The following is a 23,665-nucleotide window of genomic DNA, read 5'->3' on the forward strand; positions in this document are numbered from 1 at the left end:
GATTACTAATGCTGATATCTTGCGTGAAAGAGAAAGACGTTGGTTGACATTTTGCGCCGACTATACCATTTGGGAGGCCGATGGTTTGGTGCTGGACAACCCGTTTATCCCAATCTGGTCCGAAGTCAAGTTTGACCGAACAAGCGCTAGCAGCATTCCTTCTGAAATGGGTGTTTATATGTTCATCGTAAAATCGCTGCCAGAAGCTTTGCTTAATTATCAGCATCGTTATATTTTATATGTTGGTCAAGCAGTGAATTTGCGTAAGCGTTTCGGTGAATACTTCCACTACGCTAACTCAAGTAAACCATCGGACCAACTTAAGCGGGTAATGACGGTGGTTTGGGAAGATAAACTGTATTTTAATTACTTTCCAACTGATGGATTCTCAAGAGCAGACCTAACAAGTGTAGAATTTGACCTGATTGATAAGATTGTGCCTCCAATGAATAAGCTCTTTAGAGCAGAAGTATTAAAACAGTACATCAGCCTTTACGCCGCTCGCTAATGAAACCATTACTGCTTCCAGCTCTTACCGGTGAATTTGGCCACTGGCGCTACTACCAAGTTATTATGCGGGTGAGTGATATTGTCGAGGATTTTGGCAATTTTATGCAGCCGAATTACCGCATCAAAACGGTAGAGGAGGTAGAAGAAATCTATTCTCGAAAAGGCGTAAGCTACTTACTACAGCGTGAGTTTGATATCAAGAGGTTAGGGCCAATTAAGACGTACATCGTCTCACAACCTGATAAGTACCTTAATAATCTCACTGTCGCAATTTTTGGCGGCAATCCAGATTGGCAACCTATTGATGTAGAGCCAGCTTTAGCAGCAATGAAAGCTGATGAAGAAACTGCTCAAGCGTTTCAAGACTCTTTCGGTGCTATCCGGCTTACAGGATACGAAACTCTATTTATTCTCGACGGTCAGCATCGGTTAAAGGGACTCCGTGAAGCGATATTGGACAAACCGGAAATAGGTCAGGAGCAGATAGCTATCACTTTAATTATTCACGCTAGGGCGTGAGGACAATAACGCCGGTTAATATATCTTTGTTGTTAATTTCTGATTTATGCGCCGTCACGAAGTTTCCGATGCCACTTGGGCCTTGGTCGCCCCTCACCTTTCCGGCAAAGCCACCGATTGTGGCGTGACGGCTACAGATAATCGCTTGTTTTTCAACGCTGTACTCTGGATTGCGCGTACCGGCTGTCCGTGGGCCGACTTGCCTGAACGCTTTGGCAAGACCAATTCCGTTTGCAAACGCTTTCGCCGATTAGCCCAAAAAGGGGTCTGGCTCCGCTTATTTGAGGCCGTCAAAACGCCGGATTTGGACTGGGTCATGCTCGATTCGACAGTCGTGCGGGCCCACCAGCATTCGGCTGGCCAAAAAAAAGCGACCCCGTTACCGAGTGCCTGGGCCGCAGCCGGGGCGGCATCGGCACCAAAATCCACGGCTGCGTCGACGCCTTAGGCAACGCCGTGCGCCTGATAGCCACTGAAGGCCAGGCCGGTGATAGCCCGCAGGCCCTGCCACTACTGGCGGACTTGGCACCGGGTAAAGTACTGGCTGACACGGCTTATGATAGCGATGAAACCCGCGCTTATTGCGCCCAACAGGGCATCGAGGCGGTCATTCCGAACCGTCCCAACCGACTGGAGCCAGCCTCGATAGACGAAGAAACCTACCGCGACCGCAACAAAATAGAGCGGTTTTTCGGTCGCCTCAAGCAATACCGACGACTGGCAACGCGCTATGAAAAAACCGTTGTTTCGTTTCTGGCTTTTTGGCATATGGCAGCAGCCATAGATTGGCTTCGATAATTGTCCTCACGCTCTAGCACTGAAGAGGGCCGCAAACGAACCAGACGTTTGTTTTCTACTATTAACCGCCACGCAAAGCCAGTTTCCAAGGGCGAAAACGTGTTGCTTGACGAAGACGATTTGTCAGCAATTATTACCCGAAGTTTAATTGAGGAATATCCGATTTTTAAAGGTAGGCAGGCCATAGCACAAAATAAGACGGCTAACCTTTACCAGAACCAGTACGATGTTGCATTGACCACTGTTTTGGCTATATATAGTATTAATGAAGTGCTACTAAAAGCAGAAAGTATTTACGAAAATCCCAAAGTCAGAATTCGGCCGACAGACCAGGTAATCGAATCTGAAACGGCTAGGATTTTCGCGTTCTGGGATAAATTTTTTGAATTATTCCCGTCCGCTGTAAAATTCCTAAAAGGAAGCAAGGCTGTAGGCTTGGCTAGAAATGACGGAGGCCCTTTTTACTTGCGACCAATTGGTCAAAAAATTGTGGCGGATTTATACCAAGCTCTTGATGAAAGTAACCAACTGCACTTCATGCAGTTTATTGCCGAAGTACCGGTTGATATAAAAGACGAGTTTTGGCGTTTTATTTTATGGAATCCTACAAAAGAAACCGTCCTGCAAAATGAGTCTTTAGCTAGGGCGTATCTTTTTTACCACTTTGGTCTGCATCAGTCTAAGACTGTGTTGGCAGGGATGAATGCAAACTATGCCAAGAATGCGGGAGATATTAAGCTTAGAGTAGGTCCTTCGCTAAATTTAATTAGCAAGAATTCGTAAGAAATTCACACCTTCTTCGACTCTTTTTCTAGTGCAGAAGATGTTATAGCGTATTCGCAAACAGTTAAGCCACTATCAGTTACTTGTCGTATTAGCGTTTATGAACCCGTACTCGCTTGATTTACGTACCCGGGTGGCGGCGGCCTGCCAGGAGCCGGGGGCCAAAAAAGCCGCCGTTGCCCGGCGCTTCGATGTGAGCCGCTCCTTTGTCAAAAGCCTGGTTCGCCAGCAGCAACAAACCGGCTCACTGGCCCCCAAACCGGCCAGTGGCGGCCGGGCCCGCTACCTCGATGCCGCCGCCCAAGCCTGGCTCGTGGCCTACGTGGCGCAACACCCCGATGCTACGCTGGCCGAGCTAAACCAGGCCTGGCAGGCCAGCGGGGGCCGCCCCGTGGGCCAAACCTGCCTCTGGCAAGTGCTGGACGAACACGAGCTGCGGCGAAAAAAAAGCCCCCACGCGGCTGAACGCGACACCGAGCGCGTACGCCAGGCCCGTCAGGACCATGTCGAACAGGTCTGCACCCGCCCCGATGTTGCCCGGTTCCATTTTCTGGATGAGACGGGCTTGCGGCTGGATTACGCCCGCACCCACGGCCGGGCGGTGGGTGGGCAACGCGTCCGGGGGGCCGTGCCGCTGCGTCGGGGCCGCTCCTACACCCTTATTGGTACGCTGTCCGTGCGCGGGCTTGGAGCCCTGCAATTGCTCCATCAGCCCCTCAACAAGCACAGTTTCGCCCTCTACGTAGGCCGGTGCCTGGCCCCCACCCTGCGCCGGGGCGATGTGCTAGTGCTCGACAACCTGCCCGTGCACCACCTCGCGGGCCTGCGCGAGTGGCTGGCCAAGCGGGGCGTGGACGTGGTCTTTCTGCCCCCGTACTCCCCCGATTTTTCCCCCATCGAGCAGGCCTGGAGCAAGCTCAAAACCAAGCTGCGCACCTGCGCCGCCCGTTCCTACGAGGCCCTAAAAGAAGCCGTACGTGAGGCCATCGACTGGATTAGTAGTCAGGACGCCCAAAACTGGTTTGACCATTGTGGCTACCACACCAAACCTGCCCAAAAAGCGGTTTAAGCGTTTGCGAATTCGCTATATCTTCGCTATTAAACCGCTCCAAACTAAACCGCAGGCACGAAAACGCCGTTGTCTCGTCCAACCCCATTGCCAGCAGCACGTGCGACGGGTCTACCGAAGCTGCCGTACCCGCCGAACCATTGGAAACGGCAATGCCAGTCAGGCCCATAATCATTGCGTCAGAGTTGCAGCCTTCGAAGGGCCTCCTAACAAGGGCAAGGTTCAGCAGAGGCAAGCCGTAGCGAACGTGAAGGAGTTTAAGCGCGGCGAGTTGTTTGAATTGGAGCAGTATTGGAAATAGGTGGGTAGGTACTACTTGGTTTGGTAAGCTTGCCTGGTGCTACGTAGTTTGTTCGGGTAGCGCAACTCCAAGAAGCCGTCTTTTACTAAGCGGGGCAAATAGCTATTGCGCAGAGAGTTGGCCTGACGGTTAAGCAGTTCGGCCAACTGGCGAGCAGTTAAGTAGCGTCCCGTGCAAAGGGTTAAGATGATGGCATCAACGGTTGCTTGACGAGGCTGACCACTATGCATAGGTTGGGCAACTTGCATCAGCGTATACCACTCATCTTGTGATATGCTGGTATCGACCCGCGCTACGTCAGCGCCGACTTGTGGTATGTCCAGGCCAGGTTGTGATATGTCAGCGCCGACTTGTGGTATGTCCAGGCCAGGTTGTGATATGTCAGCGCCGACTTGTGGTATGTCCAGGCCAGGTTGTGATATGTCAGCGCCGACTTGTGGTATGTTAGAATTAGCAGAAGAAAATAGCCCTAACTGGGTTAGACTGACTTGATTAATAACTTCTGTTACTGTCGCTTCGCCTTTGCCCAAGCGATAGCTCGTCCAACGGCCGGCCAGCTTTTGCTCTAGCAAACCTGCTTTCACCAAGCGCCCAAGTATTTTGGTTAAGTCGGCGGAATGCAGGTCTATCTGCTTGCTTAAAAAATCGTTCGTAACGGTTTCGTAGTGCCAGGCGCACACTACGGCCCAACGCTCGTTAGCATCGAGTTGCAAGAATTTTTCGCCGTACCGCTTTTGTAGCTCTTGCATTGCTTGCGGCGGAATAAAGCTGGTAACACGCAGTTTCAATTCTACCGCTTCCAGCGTCTCATGGTCGGTTAGGCGAGGTTGAAGCCACGATTGCTCGGCCCATGCCTGGAGAATGGCTGAAAAGCCGGTGCCAGCTTTTTCGGCCGCTCCCACGTGCTGGAACATGGTTTGCAAGCGGCGATTACGGCAGTCACTGGTACCGCCCCGGTATATTTCGTCGGCCGGAATACGGAGCAGGCCGGGATTTCGGAAGTCGAAGCTGCCCGGTGACTTGATGATGCGAATCGGGATACTGCCACTGTAGTCGGCGTGAACCAGCGTGTTGACCAATGCTTCGCGGAGGGCTTTGTGTACGTCGGTTTCATCCACCCGGCGGTCGCCAACCAATTGGAAAGGGACTTTCAGGTCGGCCGTCAGCTTTGGATAGACCCGGCGGTAGAAATCGTAGATGTTGCCCGACCATCCGGCATCCGGAGTTACGCGGTCAACCCAACGGGTGTTGCCGGGCGCTTGCTCTTGGTAGTCGGGGCCGTAATAAGGCACTTGCTGCACAATTATATGCTGTTGACCAAACATCAACAGCCCGGCCAGCGTGAGGCAACTCTCCCCGGTAGCCCGGTCGCGGTACCAGCCGCCAATGCATTCCAGAAACTCATCGTCGGCGTAGCCATTCCACAAGTGGCCTGGGCGGCGCACCGCAAATTCGGTGCGGTACGCCCGCAGGGTGTCCGGGGCCAGGTCTGCCAGCCCATAACCTGGCAGGGGCCGGTCGTCGAGCGTATCATTTTGGGCCTCGCTCAACATCCGCTTCACCACGGCTTCGGGGCAGAGATAATCACCCTCGTGCTGGCGGCGGTAGGTGCCCGTCAGCGGGTTGGTACCCACGTATACCGGCCGGTCCTGACGACGGGCGCGGGGCACCCGCACCAGTACCACAGTGGGTTGATTTTCCAGTATCAGCAGCGATACATCGCTATTCGTCAACAGGTTGTGGTTGATGATTTTTCGGTTGTTCAGCCCATTCCACAGTTCTATTTGTAGCCGCTCCGGCTCCGGTACGCCGCGCACGTCCAGCGGCTTGCCCAATGATTCTTTTACGCCAAGCGCAATAAGGCCGCCTTCGGTATTAGCAAACGCGCTATACGTTTCCCAAAACTCTGGGGCTGCGTGCCCTTGCCGTCGCGTCCGGCAGCCGTTTTAGCTTCAAAATCAAATTGCTCCCGCAGTTCCTGTAGTTCATCAAGTGTCATGCACTACAAAGAAACAAAAGCCAACGGGGATAGCGCCCGCATTCCTACACCGCCGCATACGCCCGCAGCTGCTGCACCACTCCGGCCAATGTCTGCCGCACCTCTGGCAGCTCCGCTACCCCACTAAACCGCCCCAAGCTAAACCGCAGGCACGAAAACGCCGCCGTTTCGTCCAGCCCCATTGCCAGCAGCACGTGCGACGGGTCTACCGAAGCCGCTGTGCAGGCCGAGCCATTTGAAACGGCAATGCCGGTCAGGCCCATAATCAGGGCATCGGAATCGCAGCCCTCGAACAGGATATTGGTGGTGTTGTAAAGGCGGTGCTGTTGGTTGCCATTTACGTGCGTGCCGGGGATGGTGAGCAAGCCCGCTTCCAACTCGTCGCGCAACGCCCCGAGGCGGGCGGCTTCTTCGGTCATGGTTTGGCGGCACAGCTCGGCGGCGTGGCCCAGCCCCACGATGCCGGGCACGTTGAGGGTGCCGCTGCGCCAGCCCCGTTCGTGACCACCGCCGTGCAGCAAGGCGGCCAGCTTCACGCGGCGCGGCTTGCGCTGGCGCACGTAGAGGGCCCCGATGCCTTTGGGGCCGTAGAGCTTATGGCCGGAGCAGGTGAGCAGGTCGATGCCGAGCGCCTCTACGTCAATCGGCAGCTTGCCCACGGCCTGGGTGGCATCGGTCAGGAAGAGCGCCCCGGCGGCGTGGGCCAGCGCCGCAATTTCGCGGATGGGCTGGATAACGCCGGTTTCGTTATTGACCAGCATCACCGATACCAGGATGGTATCGGGCCGGATGGCGGCCTGCACTACGGCTAGGTCGAGCCGGCCATCGGGCTGCACCGGCAGGTAGGATACTTCGCAGCCCTGGGTTTCGAGGTAGCGGCACACGTCCAGCACGGCGGTATGCTCGGTTTGCACCGTCACGATGTGGCGGCCCCGGCTGGCGTAGCTATCGGCCACCCCTTTGATGGCCAGGTTAATGGCCTCCGTCGCGCCCGATGTAAAAATCAGTTCCGTTGGTTCGCAGCTTAACAACTGCGCTACCTGCTGCCGCGCCAGCTTCACGGCTTCATGCGCTCGCAGGCCGAAAGGGTGGGTGCTGGCGGCGTTGGCGTACTCGTCGGTGAGGAAGGGCATCATGGCTGCCAGCACGCGCGGGTCGAGGCGGGTAGTGGCGTTGTTATCGAGATAAATCATGGTGGTGAGCTTATGTTGTAAAGTTACCTTTCCCACCGTTGCCAGATACTACCCTACGCCACGGCCGCCCCCCCTTGCAACGCCGCCAGCAGCTTACCGCCCACCGGGCTGCCCCACCCGGTGCAGGCATCCCAGCCCGGCCCGGCCGCGAAGGCCCCGTTGTTCCCGCTGGTAATGTCGCGCGTCACGCCCTGGCCCGCCAGCGAGCCGTAGAGCAGCGGATTCAGGAAGCCCACTGGCTTCGGCAGCTTTTGGTTGAGCAGCGCCAGCAGGCCGGCCCAGAGAGGGGCCACGGCGCTGGTGCCGCCTATCACCAGGTTCTGGCCATCCACGCGCACCTGGTAGCCGGTGTTGGGGTCGGCGTCGCCGGCCACGTCGGGCAGGCCCCGGCCGGCTTTGGCCCCGGCGGGGGGGGTAGGGAACTTGAGCTGCTGCTGGTAGGCGGGCACCGGGAAGTGGGCGCTGAGGCCGCCGCCGGTGGCGCTGTTGGGGCCTTCGTTCCAAACCACTTCGCTGCTGATGGTGGGGCCGCTGGCCGTCAGCTTGGTGCCGCCGCAGGCCAGGGCGAAGGGGCTGCTGGCCGGGAAGTCGGCGTGGGGCTGGCCGTCGGCCACGCCATCGGCCGAGCCATTGTCGCCGGCCGCCACGCACACCGTCACGCCCAGCATGGCCGCCTCCTGAAAAGCCTGGTCAAACTGGTCCATCGCCTGGCCCGTCCACGTCGATTCGGGGCCGCCCCAGCTGATGGAGATAATGCCGGGGTTGTTCACCTTATCGTGCACGGCCGTAGTTATCGCGTTCAGAAAACCCTGCGAGGTATTGGGCGCGAAATACACCACGAGGTGCGCCCGCGGGGCCACGGCGGCGGCCACCTCAATGTCGAGCAGCACCTCGCCGTCGGCGCTGTTGGCGTTGGTGGGCTGGTTGCGGCCGCCGTTCACGCTCACCACTTTCACGGTAGGCACGGGCAAGTTGAGGCCAGTGAAATACGCTTTCAAATCGGCGGGCTTGAAGCCCCCGCCCAGCTCAATAACAGCGATGGTCTGCCCCGTGCCATCGAGCCCGCCCGGAAAATCATACAGCTGCGCCAGCTGCGGCGGCGTAAACGACTGGCCCGCCGCCCGCGCCACGATGGCACCCGGCGCGGGGGTAGGACCCGGCCGCACCTGAAAGTGCGGCTCGGCCTGCCGCCGGTCATCGAGCCCAAACACGCCCTGCACGATGTCGGCCAGCGGCGCGGGCACCGTCACGGTCCCGGTGCGGCCCCGGTAGGTGCCTTCGGGGGAGCTATATTGGTGTAGCTGCGTGCCGAAGGCCGCCCCAAAATCGGCGGCGGTGCCGGCCAGCAGCACGCTGCGGCGGGCCAGGTCGGTGTGAATCACCACCAGGCCGTGGGCGTGGGCAAAGTCGGCCACGGCCTGGGCATCGTCCTCGCTGGCACCGCACTGGGCGGCCAGCTCCTCGCGGCTGAGGTAGGTGCGCTGGGAGGGCGGCACGTCGGCCATCGCGTGGCTGCTGGCGGCCGCGCTGGCCAGCGCGGCTTTGGGGCGCAGGCGCACCGTCACTTCCAGGCGCTCGGTGGGGGGTAGGGCGTGCTGCGAATGGGCCTTGGGCATGGGCTGCCGCTCGCTGCCGCGAACAACTACCCGGTTTTGGGACTGGGGCATGGGGTAGGGTGGGTATAAAGGAAGAAGTACTACCAGCTTCGTACGCAAACCAGCGCGCCGGGATAACGCTCAAGAGCTGGTTTTCAGCAGCCGCCCGGCCAGGTAAGGGATTACTTATCTTCGTCACCAAAGTCGTTGCGAATCCGAACGTCCTTCCGAGCAGGCGTTGCCCTAAAAGAACGTCCTTCCGAGCTTGCCGAGGAATCTCGCCCGTGCCGTTCGGGTGTCGTTCCACGATGCGGGCGAGATTCCTCGGCAAGCTCGGAAGGACGTTCTTTTTCATCCTCGCTCTGCGAAGAACCTATTCAAGTTATGCCCCTCGGCGAAACCGTTTTGCTCACGCTGCGCCTGCCCGGCACGCTCACCGCCGCCACCACCCGCGCGCTGCAAGCCGACCTGCGCCAGGCCCAGGCGGCCGGCCTCGACCACCGCCGCGCCCAGAAAGCGTTTTTCGTCAAGTTCGACGCGGCCCTCGACCGCGCCAGCCCCGGCCCGTGCTACTTCGAAAACGAACCACTAGCCGAAGCCTTGGCCGGCGAAATCATGATGCTCGAAGAAACCGGCTTCGTGGTGCATGGCTTCGCCATCTTGCCCAACCACGCGCACCTCGTGCTGCACCTGCCCGCCCGCAGCGGCCTGGCCCTCGCCAAAGCCCTCGACCTGCTGCACCAGCGCACGGCCGCCGCCTGCCGCCGCCTCGTGCGCCCCAAGCTGCCGCCCGAAGCTCCATTTTGGCAGCCCGGCTGGCACGACTACCCCGTGGCCGACGCCGCCGAGCTAACGCGCATCCTGGCCTACGTGGGCGGCCAGCCCTGGCAGGCCGGCCTGGCCCAGCGCTACCAGGAGTGGCCGTATGTATTCAGCCGCTGAGCCGGCGGGCTGTTCCGAAGCGGTTAAAAACCCGTAGGTTATGCCAATGGCTCCACTGCTGCTCCTGCTTGCCTGCCTGCCGCTGGCCCCGGCCGATAGCCTGCGCCCCACCAGCCCGGTGCGGCACCTGGCCTACACCTACGCCAACGATTTTTTCTTCGGCACCGATTATTATTTTACCCAGGGAATGACCTTTGACTGGGCGAGCCCGGCGCTGGCCCGCTCGCCCATCAACCGCCTGCTGCCGCGCGGCCCCGCCGGCAGCCTGCGCACCCACGGCGTGGCGCTGCGCTACGATGGCTTCACGCCGCTCAGCATCACCGATGCGCGCATTCGGGTGGGCGACCGGCCCTACGCGGCGTATCTCTACGCTTCGCTGTACCGCATCAACAATCAAGAAGGCAAAAAGCAGCGCCTGACTACGGCCGTCGAAATCGGCTACCTCGGCCCGGCGGCCGGCGGCAAGCTCATCCAGACCAAGCTGCACGAGCTCACCCACAACCCTACCCCCCGCGGCTGGGACCACCAGGTGCGCTCCGACGCCGTGCTGGGCTACCGCGCCAGCCTCGACAAGCAGCTCCTGGCCCTGGGCCGCGCCGCCGAGCTCATTGGCCGCGCCGAGGCCTCGCTGGGCACGCTCTACACCTACGCGGGGGTAGGCGGCCGCCTGCGAGTCGGCAACTTCACGCCCTTTTTTGCCAATGCGAACGCCTCTCGCCCGCCCCGCTGGCAGTGCTACGCCGAGGCCACGCTCAGCGGCCGGCTGGTGGGCTACGATGCCACGCTGCAAGGCGGATTGTTTAATCGAAGCAGCCCGTATATATTGGCTTTCAGCCAACTAAGCCACACGGTGCTGCACAGCACCGGCGGCGTAGTGCTGGCGCACGGCGGCCTCAGCTTCACGGCCACGGCCGTGTACGTGGGGGCTGAGTTTGCGGGCGGCCGCACGCACCGCTGGGGTGTGGTGGGGGTAGGGCGGGATTTTTGATTCAGTTAACAGCTGCTGTTACGCGGTGGTACCGCCCTCCGCGTCAACCTCACCCCCTAGCCCCCTCTCCTGCGGAGAGGGGGAACTAGCTCTAGCTTAGTTTTATAATGCAAATCAATTAGATAAATTAAATATAAAGCTAAAAGATAGTTCCTCCTCTCCGCAGGAGAGGGGGCTAGGGGATGAGGTTGACGCGGAGGGCGACGCTGACCGCGTAATCAGCTGTTAAATGTTAATTGATACCTGTTAACTGAAAAGCTACCGCGCCCGGTGAATGACGAACACGCCGGCCAAAATAACCACCATGCCCGCCGCGTGCCACAGGTTGAAGGCCTCGCCATCGAGCGCGCCCCAGGCCAGCGCCACGATGGGAATGAGGTAGGTGCTCGACGAGGCAAAAAGCGTAGTGGAGCGCTGCAACAGCATGTTAAACAGCAGCGTAGCCACGGCCGTGCTCAGCGTGGCCAGCAGCGCGATGTAGCCAAACGCCGCCCACGCGCCCGGCACCGTGGCCAGCTTGTGCGCGAAGCCCGTGCCCAGCAGCAAATACGCCAGCGCCGGCCCCCCGATAATAAGCAGCAGCAGCGACGTCACGGCCACCGGCGTGAGCGCGTGCAGCCGGTATTTTATCACGTTCACGCTCAGGCCGTAGCCGATGGTGGCCAGCACGATGTAGCCGCCGTACCAGGCGTTGCCCGCGCCGCCGGGGGCAGGGCCATCGGCGGCGCTGCCGCCCAGCAGCATCAGCACCAGCGTGCCCGCCAGGCCCAGCCCGATGCCCAGCACCCGCGCCCCGGTGAGGCGCTGCCCAAAAAACAGCGCACCCATCAGCAGCGCAAACACCGCCGTGAGCGCATTGAGCACGCCCGCCAGCCCCGAGGCCAGCCGCGTTTCGGCGTAGGCAAACAAAAATGCCGGAATCAGCGTGCCCACCGTGCCGCCGAGGGCCAGCCACTTGAGCCGGCTGCGCTCGACGCGCCCGATTTCGCGCAGCGCAAACGGCAGCAGCAGCAGCGCCGCTACGCTCACCCGCGTGGCCCCCAGCTCCACCGCCGAAAACACCACTAAGCCCTTCTTGATCAGGATAAACGACGTGCCCCAGATGAGCGACAGCACCAGCAGCAGCCCCCAGGCCGCCGCCGAGGGCGCTGGGCCCGCCGCCGGCCCCACCTCGGGCGCGGCCGATACGGCGGGGGGCGTCAGCTCGGCGGGCGTGGTGGGGGCGAGGGGGGGTAGGGCGGAGGCAGGCATGGGGCAAAATTACGGCCGGTAGCCGCGCCTGGCCGGTCCGCCGCTGGCGGCACCAGCGGCGCTGCCGTAACATTGCCGCAGATTTTGTACCCGTCACGCAGTGAGTTACTCAATAGAACGTCATTCCGAGCTTGCCGAGGAATCTCGCTCGCATCGTTCGGGCTTCGTGCAACGATGCGAGCGAGATTCCTCGGCAAGCTCGGAATGACGTTCTTTTTTGTTCCCTACTCCGTTAAGGAATATTAACAGCTTACTCGTAGCCCCTACCCCCCATGACTTCGCCCAACGCCCCCGCCCTCTCGCCCCAGGACCAGGAAAAAGCCCAGGCCGCCGCCGCCGCCGTGCGCTGGGTGCGCGATGGCATGGTGCTGGGCCTGGGCACCGGCACCACATCGGCCCACTTCATCACCCAGCTCGGCGAGCGGGTGCGCCAGGGCCTCAAGGTGCAGGGCCTCGCCACCTCGCTGGCCAGCGAGGCGCTGGCGCGGCAGGTGGGCATTCCGCTGCTGGAGCCCCGGCGCGGCCTCACCTTCGACCTGACCGTGGATGGGGCCGATGAGCTCGACCCCGAGCTGCGCCTTATCAAGGGCGGCGGCGGGGCGCTGCTGCGCGAAAAAGTGCTCGAAACGGCCACGCGCTACCTGCTCGTCATTGTCGATTCGAGCAAGCTGGTGCCGCGCCTGGGCCGGTTTCCACTGCCGCTGGAAGTGGTGCCCTTCGCTCTGCCCTGGGTGCTCGATGCGGTCGAAAAGCTCGGCGGCGCGCCCGCCCTGCGCATGGCCAAAGACGACCCCAGCGCCCCCGTATATTCCGACCAGAAAAACCTGCTGGTGGATTGCCACTTCGGGCAAATCGCTGATGCTGAGCACTTGGCCGCGCAACTCAAAACCATTCCCGGCATTGTCGAGCACGGCCTGTTTCTGGGCCTGGCGCGGGCGGCCGTTATCATCCAGGATGGGCAGGCGCGGGTGCTGCGGCCGGGCCAGGCTGCCCGGCCCGCCACCGAGTTCACCGAGCTGCCGTAGGGGGGTAGGGCCGCGCCCTACCCCCTGCTCAGAGCCGGAACTGCGCGCCCAGCTTCACGCCAAAGTTGTGGGCGTTGGGCAGGTCGCGATAGGTGAGGCGGTGAATGAAATCGACGCGTAAGAACTTGAAAATGTTCTCGATACCATAGCCCGCCTCCAGGTAAGGAACGGCGCTGTTCAGGGAATGCAGGCGCACCAGGGGGTTGCCGTTCATGTCGAATGGGGGCAGCAGGTTCTGGTTGGCCTGCGTAAGCCCACCATACAGGCCGTTGGCCGTGGCAACGAGCCGCCAGTTGAAGCGCTTGATAACCGGAATGGCATTCAGAATTACCCCTTCGAAATGATGGTCGAGGCGCAGCGATACCGAGCGGTCGGTCACAAACTCGAAATAACGCATCAGGTTGAACGAGTTGACGTTGAAGAACGGCGTTTCGTTGCCCAGCGGCGTTTTCAGGATGATGTACGGGACGGTATTGGGAATGTAGCTGCCCTCCACCCGGTAGGCCAGGCGGCCGAAGTGCCCGGCCGATACGCTGTGCGTTACCAGGAGGTTGAATTTCTGGTAAATCGGATGGTTGCTGTCATCGAAGAGGTTGCGCGAGCCCAGCGTGTAGCGAAAGGTGAACACCGGCCACTTTTTGAGCCCCACGGCGCGGCGACGGTTTTCGGCCTGCACCAGGTTTTCGTCGGGCGCGTAGCGCGATTCCACCACCACTTCCGACAGGCTCAGGTTGCGGCCCAGGGGCGCGTTGGTGCCTTGGTTGGGCGTGTCGTAGTACGAAAACGGGTGCAGCGGCGCAATGCCCTGGTAGCGCAGGCTCAGCATTTGGGTGAAGCCATGAAACAGGTCGCGCTGCACGCTGGCCACCGCCAGGTTGCGCAGAATAACCCGCCCCTCCGTGAAGCGCCCCCAGCGCGCCGCCGCCACGAAAAGATTATTCTCGGGCAAAAAGTCGTTGTCGAGCAGGGCCACCTGCTCCACATCGTGCCGAAACTCGCCGCCAAACACCGTCCAGTGTCGTCGCTCGGCAATGTAGTTGGCCCGCAGCCCGTACTTCATGCGCCCGTCCCTGGTGCCGTAGGCCACGTAGGGTTGCAGCACCAGGTTGCGGCTGAAAGCCGGGGTAGTGCGAAACCCAAACCGGAAGCGAGCACCCTCGAAGTTATTGTAAGCAAAGGTGTTGATGATGGGCCCTAGCTCAATCTGACTATTGGTGCCGCCCACCCGCTTGTAGCCGTTGATAAACAGGTCAATCCAGTCCAGGGTGTTGCGCACCGACGGCAGCTCGCGGGCCGAGTCGAGCACGGCAAAGGTCTGGCGCTCGCTTAGGCTCAGGGTGTCGGGCCGGTTTTTATCGAAATAGCCCTCGGCCTCGCCTTTCGGCAGTAGCCCGCTCATCAGGCCGCTGGTTTCGCTGTCGGTGCCCGGCTCCATCACCGTTGACACAATGGGCTGGTCGTAGAACGAGCCATCGTGGGACACATTGCGCTGAAAATCAGAATTTACCGTGGTGAAGCGCACGCGCAAAGCCGCCTGCTTCTCGCCGGGCTGAATGGCCACTACCAGGCGGGTGCGGGCGGCCAGGCCCGGCCCCTGGGCGGGCGGCGTCAGCTCCTGAAAAATGCGCAGGTCGGTCACGAAGTTGAGGTTGGCGTGCTCGCTGGCTATCACGTCGATGCGGCGCAGCGCGTAGCCCTGCTTCGTAATCCAGATGGTGCCTGAGAACGCCAAATCGTGCGAGCGCCGGGGCGTCACCCTGATTTTGTAGCACATGTCCTGGCCCACCAGCAGCGAATCCAGCAAATCGTAGTCGTAGGTGAGGCGTCCGCCCGCCGAAATGGGCGAGATAAAATCCTTACCCAGAATATTTTGCCAGTTGGGATAAAAGTCAAAATTCTGGAAGTTAGAGCCCAGCATCTGACTCAGCACCGAGCCCTCGCGGGGGCCAGCGCCGCGCATCTGCTTGTGCTGAATATCCTCGCGGTGGTGCATGGGCGGCCCATATTTCACGTACACCTTCGAGCCCACTTCCGAGGCAAAGAGGGGCAGGGGCGCGTCGGGGTCGGCGGCGGCGGTGGCCCCCTGGCGCACGGCCAGCGCCCGGATGTCCTTCACCACCTTGCGGTTGGCCATCGATTTAGGCAGGTCGGTCAGGCTTACCTCAATGCGGTTGTAGGAAGTGTACTCGGCCGACCGCAGAGCCGTGCGCTCATTCTCGGGCTTATGCTTTTGCACTTCGCGCAGAATGCGAAACGCCGGGTTTTCGGGCTGGCGCGAGCTGATGAATACTTCGCCCAGCGCTACCCCCCCGCCTTTCCTGAGGCGAAATAAAATGGTTTGCTGCGGGGCATCCGTCAGCTTCTTGCGCAGCGTCAGAAACCCCAACGACGAGGCCGCCAGCGAGTCGGGCGTGTCCGCCACGGTCAGCTTAAATCGGCCTTCTATGTCGGCCGTGATGCCGGTGCTGGTGTGGGGCACGAAGATGGACGCGAACGGCACGGGCTCGCCCGAAGCCGCCTCCACCACCTGCCCGCTAAGTGTCATGCGTTGGGCCACTGCCAGCCGCCCTGTCAACAGCAGGCTTAGCAACAGTAGCGAAACGATAAATCTCATATAATTAGGGCAATAGGCGCGGAGTGGGCAAGTAGAAAGTTGCGTCCGCAATTTACGCAAATCACCACGGCGTAGCAACAAATTCCACTGCCGGCAGCCGCGGAAAAACATAACCTAAGCATTCGGTTACCACGCTATTTAGCCCAAATGCCCTACCCCCTGTGTCCCCGGCTAACCGAGGGCGAGGGGATAGGGCACCTATAAACCTTAAAGACAGGCAGTCTGAGCCTTCTTATACCTCCACTTTGAGCGTGGCCGGGCGGTCCGTCACCTCAAACAGCTCGCCGTGGGGCACGATGGTAATCTGCCCGTATTCCTGCAAAAGCATCTTGTAGGCATCGGCCACGGGGCGCGGCTTACGGTCGAGGTCGTAGAGGCCGCAGGCATTCACGGTGCCCTTTTGCTCGGCTAGGCCGGTTTCCCAGTCAATCTGGTCGATGAGTGAATACCACGTAAAGCCCAGCACCGGCACGCCTTCCTTGCGCATCCGCAGGATGTTGACCCACTGTTTCCAGAGCCACAGCGGGGCCTGCTCCGCGTCAAACACGTTGGTTTCGGTGTGCATCACCGGCTTCTTGTAACGCTGGTAGTAGTCGTGGGTAATGGTGTACCAGCCCAGCACGTCCATGCTGGTCTGGATGCTGCCGTCGGGCAGCATTATTTTCTCGTTGCGGCCGTAGTAGTCGTTGCCCATCACCTGGTAGCCGGGCGGTTCGCCGGCCATGAACCAGTCGTATTCGCGCCGGGTCATGCCGTTGTCATATAGGTAGTTAAGCACGTCGCCATCGGGCTGATGCGCGTAGAGCAGGTCCAGCGAGGCGAAGCGCAGCTTGTTCGCCAGCTGCACGACGGGGGTGTGCTCGGCGTGCAGCTCGTGCGTAAACTCTGCCGATTCGCTCTGCACAATCACGCAGTCGGGCCGGTGCTTGGCAATGCGCTGGGTGCCCATAATGCTGGCCGCCACCGTGTGCTTGAGGGCCGTCACGAAGCCTTTGTCCGACTTGAGCTGCTCGTTCCAAACACCGTCCTTGGCGCTCGACTTGGCCGTGACGTAAATCTCGTTCACCGGCGTGTAGTAGCGCACCCAGGGGTAGCGCTTGGCCACTTCCTCGCAGTAGGCCGCGAAATGCACCGGCAGCTCGGGATTCTGGAAATTGCCCAGCCAGTCGGGCACGCCAAAATGCATCAAATCCAGAATAGGCGTAATTTCCAGCCGCTGCATCTCCGCCATTGCCAAGTCCGCAAATTCCCAGTCGTACTTGTCGGGGCTTTGCTGAATATTGTAGTACGGCAGGCCGTAGCGCAACACTTTCAGGCCCAGCTCTTTTACCAAGCCCAGGTCTTCCTTGTAGCGGTTATAGTGGTCGCACTCGGCCAGTTGGTCGCGACGGGTTTTGCCTTGGTTGATAGTAGGGTAGCTGCACTCAATGCCGGTGGCAAACATGAAGTTGTTGGGCAAGCCCGTGGGCAAGCCGTTGCCATTGTGCCCGCGCGCGCCCCCAAACTCATCGCCCTCGTAGTTGCCGCTGCCGAAGTGGTCCTTAATTTCTGTGAGAAAAGATTTCATGGAAAGTAGGGTAGGCGTTAGCCTGCCAGGTAGAAATGTAGGGTAGGCTTTAGCCTACCAGGCCCGAGAATTTGCGGTAAGCTTAAGCTTTCCGTTGAGCCAACTTATTGATTTGCTGCTTATAAACTACCTGTTTTTAGTAACGGCAAGCTAAAGCTTACCCTACGCTTTACCTGGCAACCCAAAGCTTACCGCACTTAACCCGCCACGCGCTGCTGCTCCAGAAACTTATCCGCCGTGCGCAGGCTAAGTGCCATGATAGTCAGCGCCGGATTGACACTCAACGCGCTCGGGAACACCGAGTTGTCGCAGATGTAGAGGTTCGGCACGTCGAAGGCGCGGCCGTCGCGGTCCACCACGGCATCGTCGCCGCTCAGGCCCATGCGGGCTGTGCCAATAACGTGCGCATAGCGCTGAAACGACCAGATATCGGTGGCCCCGGCGGCGGCCCAAATGTCGCGCATCATCTTTTCGGCGTGGGCATTCATGCGGTGCTCGTTTTCCTGAGCCGTGAAGTGCAGGCGCGGCTTGGGAAGCTGGCGGGCGTCCTGCTCATCGCTCAGCTCCAGGTAGTTGCTGGCATGGGGTAGGCAATCACCCAGAATATTGATGCCCGCGATGTGATTGAACTGCCGCATGTAGTCGCGCAGTGGCTGGCCCCACAGCTTGCGGCCCCGCGCCACCTGGCCCGAAAACGTAACCGGCATCACGCCAATGCTTTGCAGCAAATAGCCGCCTACAAAGTCGGCATCCTTAGGCCGGTGTGTATCCTGCGAGATGAGGCCGCCCGGAATGCCTTTGTTGGGCCGCACCTCGTCGGGGAAAGTGCCCCACACCTGCACGCCGGGGTGGGCCATCAGGTTGCGGCCCACCTGCCCGCTGGTGAGGGCCAACTCATTGAGCAGCAGCAAACGCGGCGTTTCGACCGAGCCGCCGCAGAGAAACAGGTTTTTGCAGGCGAGGCGATGGTTTTGGCCGTTCTGCACGTACACCACCGCCGACACGTGACCCCGCTCGTTGCGCTCAATCTCCGTCACGAAGCTATTGGGCCGAATATCCGCGCCGTGCTTCACCGCCAGCGGAATAAACGTCACGTCCATACTCGACTTGGCCCCGTTGGAGCAGCCCGCCTGGCAAAAGCCGCGGTTGGTGCAGGCCGCGCGCCAGCCTACCCCCTCCTGAAAGTAGCGCGCCGACAGCGCCGCGTTGGGTGCCGGCGAGGTCTGAATGCCAACCTTTTCGGCCCCCCGCATCATCAACTGCGCAGCGCTGTTGAGAGGCAGCGGGGCCAGCGGGTAGCCAGCGCTTCGGGCTGGCCCCCAGGGGTAGGGAGTAGGGCCGGATACGCCAATAAAGCGCTCAACCTCTGCATAATAAGGCACCAGGTCGTCATAGGTCAGGGGCCAGTCCTCGCCCACGCTAAAGTCGCGCCTGATGTGCAGGTCGTCGGGCAGCGGGCGGGGCGTGTAGGCCGTGTAGTGTAGCGTCGAGCCGCCCACGCCGGTGCCCGAGTTGTTCTTGCCCATCGCCAGCGGGTCGCCGCCGGCTGCCAGCCGCTCATCGTTCCAGAACAGAAAATCCTGGGCACGCTCGTCGGTGGCAAAGTCCTTCTCGGGGTTGTGCCAGGGGCCGGCTTCCAGGGCCACCACCCGCAGCCCGGCCTGCGCCAGGCGGGCCAGCAGCGGCGCGCCGCCCGCCCCCAGGCCAATCACGATGCAATCGACTTCCTCCGTGGCGGGGGGTAGGGGCTGCGCTTTTTCCTGGGTAATCTCAGCCGGAGCCAGCTCATTTTCGGCCAGCAATTCGCGCAGCAGCGGGTCCTGAATAGCCGGCTCGGTAGGCGTCAGCAAGCCTTCTTCGGCAATTTCTTCGTCAGGCATAAATATAGTGTAGGGTAAGCTTTAGCTGGCACCGCAGGGCCGTAATAAATTCAGAATCAATCAACTAATAGACAAGCCTCAGCCCGGCAAGCTAAAGCTTACCCTACGCTTCTCTAGGCTCCTTTTCGTTGAGGCCGATTTTAGTCCAGGCGGGCAGGTCGGCGTAGCCCACGTAGCCAATCTCATCCTGCGCCCACGGGTGGGCGTAGTAGGTTTCGGTCAGCTCGGCCAACAACTCTTCAAAGAAACGGCCGGCCGGCAGCGTCTGCCAAACGGTGCCGGGTGGGTTTTCGCCCGCCAGCGCACCAATTACCTCATCCTTCTGAGTAGGCGTAAGCGCTTCAAAGTCAGCCTGAAACAAGCTCCGCGAAATTTCCTGAATGCCGCCCAGACCCATGCGGTGCGCCTCGCGGTCGGGGGGTAGGGCGTCGTAGCGCCAGCCATCGGCGCGGCCTTCAGCCAGGCGCTGGTCCACGGACGGCGCGAGCGGGATGGGCACCGGCCGCTCGGGCTGCGGAAACAGCTGGGCCGCCACGGCTTCGAGCAGCCGAAACGTTTCGGGTGCCAGAAACCGGGGCTCATACGCGGCCCCGGTTTCGGCCAGGCGCTGGCTGAGGGCCGCGCGGGTCGCCGCCGACACGTGCGGCGAGGGTAGCAAATCCTGAGAAGTCATAAAATAAAGGCAATTTGGCGCAAGCCTGCCGGCCACTGGCTCAGCAGATTTGCTTCAATCTCAACGGCTAAATGGGCCAGATGTTTACTCGTCGCTGCTGAGCTTGCCGCCCGTCACGTGCACCAGCGCGCCAGTCATAAACGAGCCGTCTTGCGAGGCCAACAGCACGTAGGCCGGGGCCAGCTCCTCGGGTTGGCCGGGCCGCTTGAGCGCCACTTCGTGGCCAAACTTCGCGATTTCATCCAGCGGCATGGTGCCGGGGATGTTGGGCGTCCAGACCGGGCCGGGCACCACGCAGTTTACCCGAATGTTGCGCTCACCCAAATACAAAGCCAGCGACTTGGTAAGGGCGTGAATACCAGCCTTCGTGCACGCATAATCCACCAGCAGCGGAATGCCCACGATACCCACGATGCTACCCGTATTGATGATGCAGTCGCCACTTTTCAGGTGCGGAATCACGGCCTGCGCCATCCACATATAGCCCAAAATATTGGTGTCGAACGTGCGCCGAATCTGGGCCTCTGGGATGTCTTCAAACTTCTCCTGCGCCATCTGAAAGGCCGCGTTGTTGACCAGAATATTCAACCCACCCAGCTCGGCCCGCACCAGCCGCACGGCCTGGAAAGCCTGCTCACGGTCGCGCACATCGAGCTGCAAAAGCTGGCACTTGCGGTTTTCCTGTTCCACGAGGCGCTGGGTTTCTTGCGCATCCTCCTGGTTTTCATTGAATAAGATGGCCACGTTGGCCCCTTCTTTGGCAAAGGCAATGGCCACGGCGCGCCCAATGCCCGAGTCGCCCCCGGTGATGAGCGCCACCTTGCCTTCGAGCTTGCCGGCGGCGCGGTAGGCAGCCAGGCTGCTCTGGGGTTGCAGCTTCATATCGGCCTGTTTGGCGGGGTAGGGCAGCTTTTGAGCGTGCCCTTTCATGTCTTTGGCGGTGGGGCGCTTGGGCGTCGTCGTGGGCTTGGCGGGCTTGGAAGTAGGCATGGTGGAAAAGGCTGGCGAAGACTTTAACTTACGTAAAAACCGCCCGCGCGGCCAGCCTGCGCACTAGCAGGCTGGCAATTTTTCGTCGGTCGGCCCCAAACAATCGAACAAGAATAGTATTTGTAAACCAACTTCCTGATTAGCGATAGAATAGGACTGTAGCAAGTCAAGGTATTTTTTATGAGACAGATTGCAAGTGAAGATTCACCCCTTATGGATTCTCCCGACGCAATCCAAAACGGCATGAATTTGGTATTTCGCACGGGCTATTATGCCGCTATTTTTTATTCCCCGTCAGAGTTAAAATTAATGCTGAGATTATTACTTTTTTTATGCTGCTTAAGCTGGTTCGGAACTGTTGCAGCCGCGCCGCGCGAGCCCGTTGAGCCCCCGCGCCTGAGCGGGCAGTGGCAAGGGCCGTTGAAAGTGCCCGGCGGCTCGCTCACGCTGCTGATTACCATTGTGCCGCTCAGCAACGGCACCTACTACGCGGCGCTCGACGTGCCGCAGCAGCACATCAGCCGCATGCCAGTGGAAGTGGTGCTGAAAGACGATAACCTGACGCTGCGCGTCGAGCAGGCGGGTAGTCGCTTCGAGGGCAAAGTGCTGGCCGGGGGTAGCCAGCTGAGCGGCACTTGGCAGCAGCCCGGCCTCAAAACGGAGCTGACGCTGAGCCGCGGCACCGCCCCGGCCGCCGCCCAGGCCACCAAAAAGCTGCGCCTCACGCCGCCCTATCGCGAGTCGGAAGTGACATTCTATAACTCTGACGACAAAATAAAGCTGCGCGGCACGCTCACCACGCCCAATGGCGAAGGGCCCTTCGCGGCCGTGGCGCTCCTCTCCGACTCAGGCCCGCAAGACCGCGACTCGGAGCTGCAAGGCTACCGGCTATTCGGTATTCTGGCCGATTACCTCACCCGCCACGGCTTGGCCGTGCTGCGCTTCGACGACCGGGGGGTAGGCAAATCGGGTGGCGACTACGCCCGTTCCACTACCGCCGACCTGGTTGGCGACGCGCAGGCCGCGCTGGAGTTTTTGCGCAGCCGCCCCAACGTGGCCTCCTCGCAAGTGGGCCTGCTGGGCCACGGCGAAGGGGCCAACGTGGCGCTGCTGGCCGCCGCCGCCCCCGCGCCCGACGAGGCGCCGGCCTTCGTGGTATCATTAGCGGGCTATGGGCAGTCGGGGCGCGACGTGCTGCGCCGCCAGCAGGGCGAGATTATGCGCCTCATTGGGGCCGATGGCGGGCAAATAAAAGCCGCCCAGGGCCTCTACGACCAGCTAGTGGAAATCGTGCGCCAAACGCCCAACCAAGCGGCGGCCCGCACCAAAATCATTGCCCTGCTGCGCGGTAGCAACACGGGCGTCGATGAGGCGATGGCCCGCGCCCGCGCCACGCAGCTCACCTCGCCCTGGGCCCGCTTTTTTCTCGATTTTGACCCCGCTGCCCGCCTGCCGCTGGTGCGCTGCCCGGCGTTGCTGCTCAACGGCACGGCCGACTTGCAGGTGGCGGCCAGCCGCAACCTGGCGGTGCTGCAGCGCGGGCTGCGCCAGGCGCACCAGCCCGTGCAGGCGCACCGCCTGGCGGGCGTCAACCACCTGTTTCAGCCCGACCGTGCGCAGTGGCCCATCGTGGCTGGCGAACAGCAGCCGGCCTTTTCCCAGGAAGCCTTCAACTACTTGCGTGACTGGCTACTACCCTATGTAAAACAGGCCAAAGCGCCGGTGCCCGTAACGGTGCGCCGCCCCGCTCCGCACCCCAAAACCCTCACGCCGCCGCACAATTCTAGTCGCCGGGGCGTGGCTGCCGCGCGGTAGGGCGCGGGTGGCGCTAGGGTAGGGGCCGCAGCACCACCCGGCGGTTGCGCGGGCGCTGGTCGGGCTGGCGGTTGTCGGCCACCGGGCGGCTGCCGCCGTAGCCCACGGCCCGCAGCCGCGCGGGCGCCACGCCCTGCATAGCCAGGTATTGGCACACCACTTCGGCCCGCTGCCGCGAGAGCCGCTGGTTGATGCTGGGGTCGCCCTGGTTGTCGGTGTGGCCTTGCACCTCGAGGCGGAGGGTAGGGCGCTGGGCCAGGGCCACCGCCAGCGTGTCGAGGCTGGCCCGCACGGCTGGCAGCAAGTCGGCGTGGCCTTGCTCAAAATACAAATCCCGCAGCGTCACGGCTTGCCCAGCGGCCAGGCGGGCGGCCATCCTATTGACGCGGCCTGAGTCAAGTGGCGCGGCAGGGGGTAGGGGCCGCGTAATGGGCGGCGCGGGCGCGGCGACCATTGCCAGGTAGCTCCGGGGTCGCACTTTTAGCGTAGCAACCGGCGGCTTTGGCAGCAGCGCTGCCTTGGCAGGAGCATCCTGGCGCGGGGCGTTCACCTTCACTGCCTGGAGTTGAACTGGTGGTGTGGGCCGGGCAGGAGGCGCGGGCGGCGGGGCTGCCACCACGGCCGGCTGCTGGCTAAATAAGTAGCGCGTCGGAATAACAACGGGCCCGGCTTTTTCCTCGGCCACGCCCCAGAGGTTGCGCCAGTTGCCGGGGGTAGGGCCCACGGCGGGCGCTTCCCAGGCCAGCCGCATCCGCGTGGAGAAAGAATACTGGCAGTAGTCTATTCGCAGTGAATAGGGCTCGCCGGCTTTCAGGTCCACGGCCAACTGGTAGTAGCTCAGGGACTGCCCGCGCCACTCATTCAGCAGCTCGCGGCCATTGAGCCACAGCCGGATGCCATCATCCACGCTGAGGTGCAGCACGTAGTGGCCCGTGGTGGGCGGCACCAGCCAGCCCGTCCAGCGCACCGAAAAATCCTCAGCTTCCAGGCCCGCTGCCGGGCTCTGCCCGTGCCAGTCGAAGTTGATAGTCGCGTCGCGCCGGGTCAGCACTTTGCGCTCAAAGTTGTGCCCATCGTAATAAGTCCCCACCAAGCCATTGCCGGCCTGGCGCGCTTGCGCCCCCGCACCCAGGGGTAGCAACCCCAGCAGCCA

19 protein-coding genes are annotated in these 23,665 nt (G+C 61.2%); 8 read left to right on the forward strand and 11 right to left on the reverse strand.

Going from position 1 to position 23,665, the window contains the following annotated elements; genetic code table 11:
- The first annotated feature begins 43 nt into the window (after positions 1-43).
- Together A0257_14930 and A0257_14935 are read left to right on the forward strand one after the other, a co-directional pair.
- Positions 44-508, forward strand: coding sequence for a hypothetical protein (locus A0257_14930; protein ID AMR28253.1), 465 nt, complete (start codon positions 44-46; stop codon positions 506-508).
- Positions 508-1,029, forward strand: coding sequence for a hypothetical protein (locus A0257_14935; GenBank protein ID AMR28254.1), 522 nt, complete (start codon positions 508-510; stop codon positions 1,027-1,029). The genes A0257_14930 and A0257_14935 overlap by 1 nt, the downstream gene beginning before the upstream one ends.
- 510 nt (positions 1,030-1,539) lie before the next feature.
- Here A0257_14935 and A0257_14940 read toward each other — a convergent pair.
- Positions 1,540-1,737 carry a hypothetical protein gene (locus tag A0257_14940; GenBank protein AMR28255.1) on the reverse strand — a complete coding sequence of 66 codons (198 nt, stop codon included), beginning with the start codon at positions 1,735-1,737 and terminating at the stop codon, positions 1,540-1,542.
- A 192-nt stretch (positions 1,738-1,929) separates the two neighbouring features.
- Between A0257_14940 and A0257_14945 the strand changes: the two genes are divergently transcribed.
- Positions 1,930-2,610: a hypothetical protein gene (locus A0257_14945; GenBank protein ID AMR28256.1), complete on the forward strand. Its 681-nt coding sequence runs from the start codon at positions 1,930-1,932 to the stop codon at positions 2,608-2,610.
- A 100-nt stretch (positions 2,611-2,710) separates the two neighbouring features.
- Positions 2,711-3,679 (forward strand): hypothetical protein, encoded by a 969-nt coding sequence (locus A0257_14950; protein ID AMR28257.1) that lies wholly within the window; start codon positions 2,711-2,713, stop codon positions 3,677-3,679.
- Between the two features lie 312 nt (positions 3,680-3,991).
- Here the strand turns inward: A0257_14950 and A0257_14955 are convergent, their stop codons facing one another.
- The 3 genes from A0257_14955 to A0257_14965 form a co-directional block, all read right to left on the reverse strand.
- Complete coding sequence (locus tag A0257_14955) at positions 3,992-5,815, reverse strand: hypothetical protein (GenBank protein AMR28258.1); 1,824 nt, start codon at positions 5,813-5,815, stop codon at positions 3,992-3,994.
- Between the two features lie 208 nt (positions 5,816-6,023).
- Positions 6,024-7,172 carry a cysteine desulfurase IscS gene (locus tag A0257_14960; protein AMR28259.1) on the reverse strand — a complete coding sequence of 383 codons (1,149 nt, stop codon included), beginning with the start codon at positions 7,170-7,172 and terminating at the stop codon, positions 6,024-6,026.
- A 53-nt stretch (positions 7,173-7,225) separates the two neighbouring features.
- On the reverse strand, positions 7,226-8,839 hold the full coding sequence (locus A0257_14965; GenBank protein AMR28260.1) for a peptidase S53: 1,614 nt from the start codon (positions 8,837-8,839) through the stop codon (positions 7,226-7,228).
- Between the two features lie 312 nt (positions 8,840-9,151).
- Here A0257_14965 and A0257_14970 point away from each other — a divergent pair, with 312 nt between their 5' ends.
- A complete protein-coding gene (locus tag A0257_14970; protein AMR28261.1) occupies positions 9,152-9,709 on the forward strand; it encodes a hypothetical protein in 558 nt (185 codons plus the stop codon).
- A gap of 46 nt (positions 9,710-9,755) precedes the next feature.
- Positions 9,756-10,697 (forward strand): hypothetical protein, encoded by a 942-nt coding sequence (locus tag A0257_14975; GenBank protein ID AMR28262.1) that lies wholly within the window; start codon positions 9,756-9,758, stop codon positions 10,695-10,697.
- Positions 10,698-10,955: 258 nt separating this feature from the next.
- Here the strand turns inward: A0257_14975 and A0257_14980 are convergent, their stop codons facing one another.
- Positions 10,956-11,783: a permease gene (locus tag A0257_14980; GenBank protein AMR29792.1), complete on the reverse strand. Its 828-nt coding sequence runs from the start codon at positions 11,781-11,783 to the stop codon at positions 10,956-10,958.
- 437 nt (positions 11,784-12,220) lie between these two features.
- Here A0257_14980 and A0257_14985 point away from each other — a divergent pair, with 437 nt between their 5' ends.
- A complete protein-coding gene (locus A0257_14985; protein ID AMR28263.1) occupies positions 12,221-12,973 on the forward strand; it encodes a hypothetical protein in 753 nt (250 codons plus the stop codon).
- A gap of 28 nt (positions 12,974-13,001) precedes the next feature.
- Here A0257_14985 and A0257_14990 read toward each other — a convergent pair whose 3' ends face one another.
- From A0257_14990 to A0257_15010, 5 genes are all read right to left on the reverse strand, one after another.
- Positions 13,002-15,587 (reverse strand): hypothetical protein, encoded by a 2,586-nt coding sequence (locus A0257_14990; GenBank protein ID AMR28264.1) that lies wholly within the window; start codon positions 15,585-15,587, stop codon positions 13,002-13,004.
- A gap of 232 nt (positions 15,588-15,819) precedes the next feature.
- On the reverse strand, positions 15,820-17,154 hold the full coding sequence (locus A0257_14995) for a glycoside hydrolase family 1 (GenBank protein AMR28265.1): 1,335 nt from the start codon (positions 17,152-17,154) through the stop codon (positions 15,820-15,822).
- Between the two features lie 197 nt (positions 17,155-17,351).
- On the reverse strand, positions 17,352-18,923 hold the full coding sequence (locus A0257_15000) for a ribonuclease BN (GenBank protein ID AMR29793.1): 1,572 nt from the start codon (positions 18,921-18,923) through the stop codon (positions 17,352-17,354).
- Positions 18,924-19,137: 214 nt separating this feature from the next.
- On the reverse strand, positions 19,138-19,707 hold the full coding sequence (locus tag A0257_15005) for a hypothetical protein (protein ID AMR28266.1): 570 nt from the start codon (positions 19,705-19,707) through the stop codon (positions 19,138-19,140).
- A gap of 84 nt (positions 19,708-19,791) precedes the next feature.
- A complete protein-coding gene (locus A0257_15010; GenBank protein ID AMR28267.1) occupies positions 19,792-20,697 on the reverse strand; it encodes a short-chain dehydrogenase in 906 nt (301 codons plus the stop codon).
- 213 nt (positions 20,698-20,910) lie between these two features.
- Between A0257_15010 and A0257_15015 the strand changes: the two genes are divergently transcribed.
- Positions 20,911-22,512: a hypothetical protein gene (locus A0257_15015; protein AMR28268.1), complete on the forward strand. Its 1,602-nt coding sequence runs from the start codon at positions 20,911-20,913 to the stop codon at positions 22,510-22,512.
- Between the two features lie 13 nt (positions 22,513-22,525).
- Here the strand turns inward: A0257_15015 and A0257_15020 are convergent, their stop codons facing one another.
- Entirely contained in the window at positions 22,526-23,653 is a 1,128-nt protein-coding gene (locus A0257_15020) for a hypothetical protein (protein AMR28269.1), read from the reverse strand.
- Positions 23,654-23,665 lie beyond the last annotated feature (12 nt).

It is taken from the genome of Hymenobacter psoromatis (assembly GCA_001596155.1).
Classification (GTDB): domain Bacteria; phylum Bacteroidota; class Bacteroidia; order Cytophagales; family Hymenobacteraceae; genus Hymenobacter.

Excerpts from the sequence above, each read along its gene's own strand:
- A0257_14935 (AMR28254.1), top strand. The coding sequence starts at position 508 with ATGAAACCATTACTGCTTCCAGCTCTTACCGGTGAATTTGGCCACTGG.
- A0257_14950 (AMR28257.1), top strand. The coding sequence starts at position 2,711 with ATGAACCCGTACTCGCTTGATTTACGTACCCGGGTGGCGGCGGCCTGC.
- A0257_14960 (AMR28259.1), bottom strand. The coding sequence starts at position 7,172 with ATGATTTATCTCGATAACAACGCCACTACCCGCCTCGACCCGCGCGTG.
- A0257_14965 (AMR28260.1), bottom strand. The coding sequence starts at position 8,839 with ATGCCCCAGTCCCAAAACCGGGTAGTTGTTCGCGGCAGCGAGCGGCAG.
- A0257_14970 (AMR28261.1), top strand. The coding sequence starts at position 9,152 with ATGCCCCTCGGCGAAACCGTTTTGCTCACGCTGCGCCTGCCCGGCACG.
- A0257_14975 (AMR28262.1), top strand. The coding sequence starts at position 9,756 with ATGGCTCCACTGCTGCTCCTGCTTGCCTGCCTGCCGCTGGCCCCGGCC.
- A0257_14985 (AMR28263.1), top strand. The coding sequence starts at position 12,221 with ATGACTTCGCCCAACGCCCCCGCCCTCTCGCCCCAGGACCAGGAAAAA.
- A0257_14990 (AMR28264.1), bottom strand. The coding sequence starts at position 15,587 with ATGAGATTTATCGTTTCGCTACTGTTGCTAAGCCTGCTGTTGACAGGG.
- A0257_14995 (AMR28265.1), bottom strand. The coding sequence starts at position 17,154 with ATGAAATCTTTTCTCACAGAAATTAAGGACCACTTCGGCAGCGGCAAC.
- A0257_15005 (AMR28266.1), bottom strand. The coding sequence starts at position 19,707 with ATGACTTCTCAGGATTTGCTACCCTCGCCGCACGTGTCGGCGGCGACC.
- A0257_15010 (AMR28267.1), bottom strand. The coding sequence starts at position 20,697 with ATGCCTACTTCCAAGCCCGCCAAGCCCACGACGACGCCCAAGCGCCCC.
- A0257_15015 (AMR28268.1), top strand. The coding sequence starts at position 20,911 with ATGGATTCTCCCGACGCAATCCAAAACGGCATGAATTTGGTATTTCGC.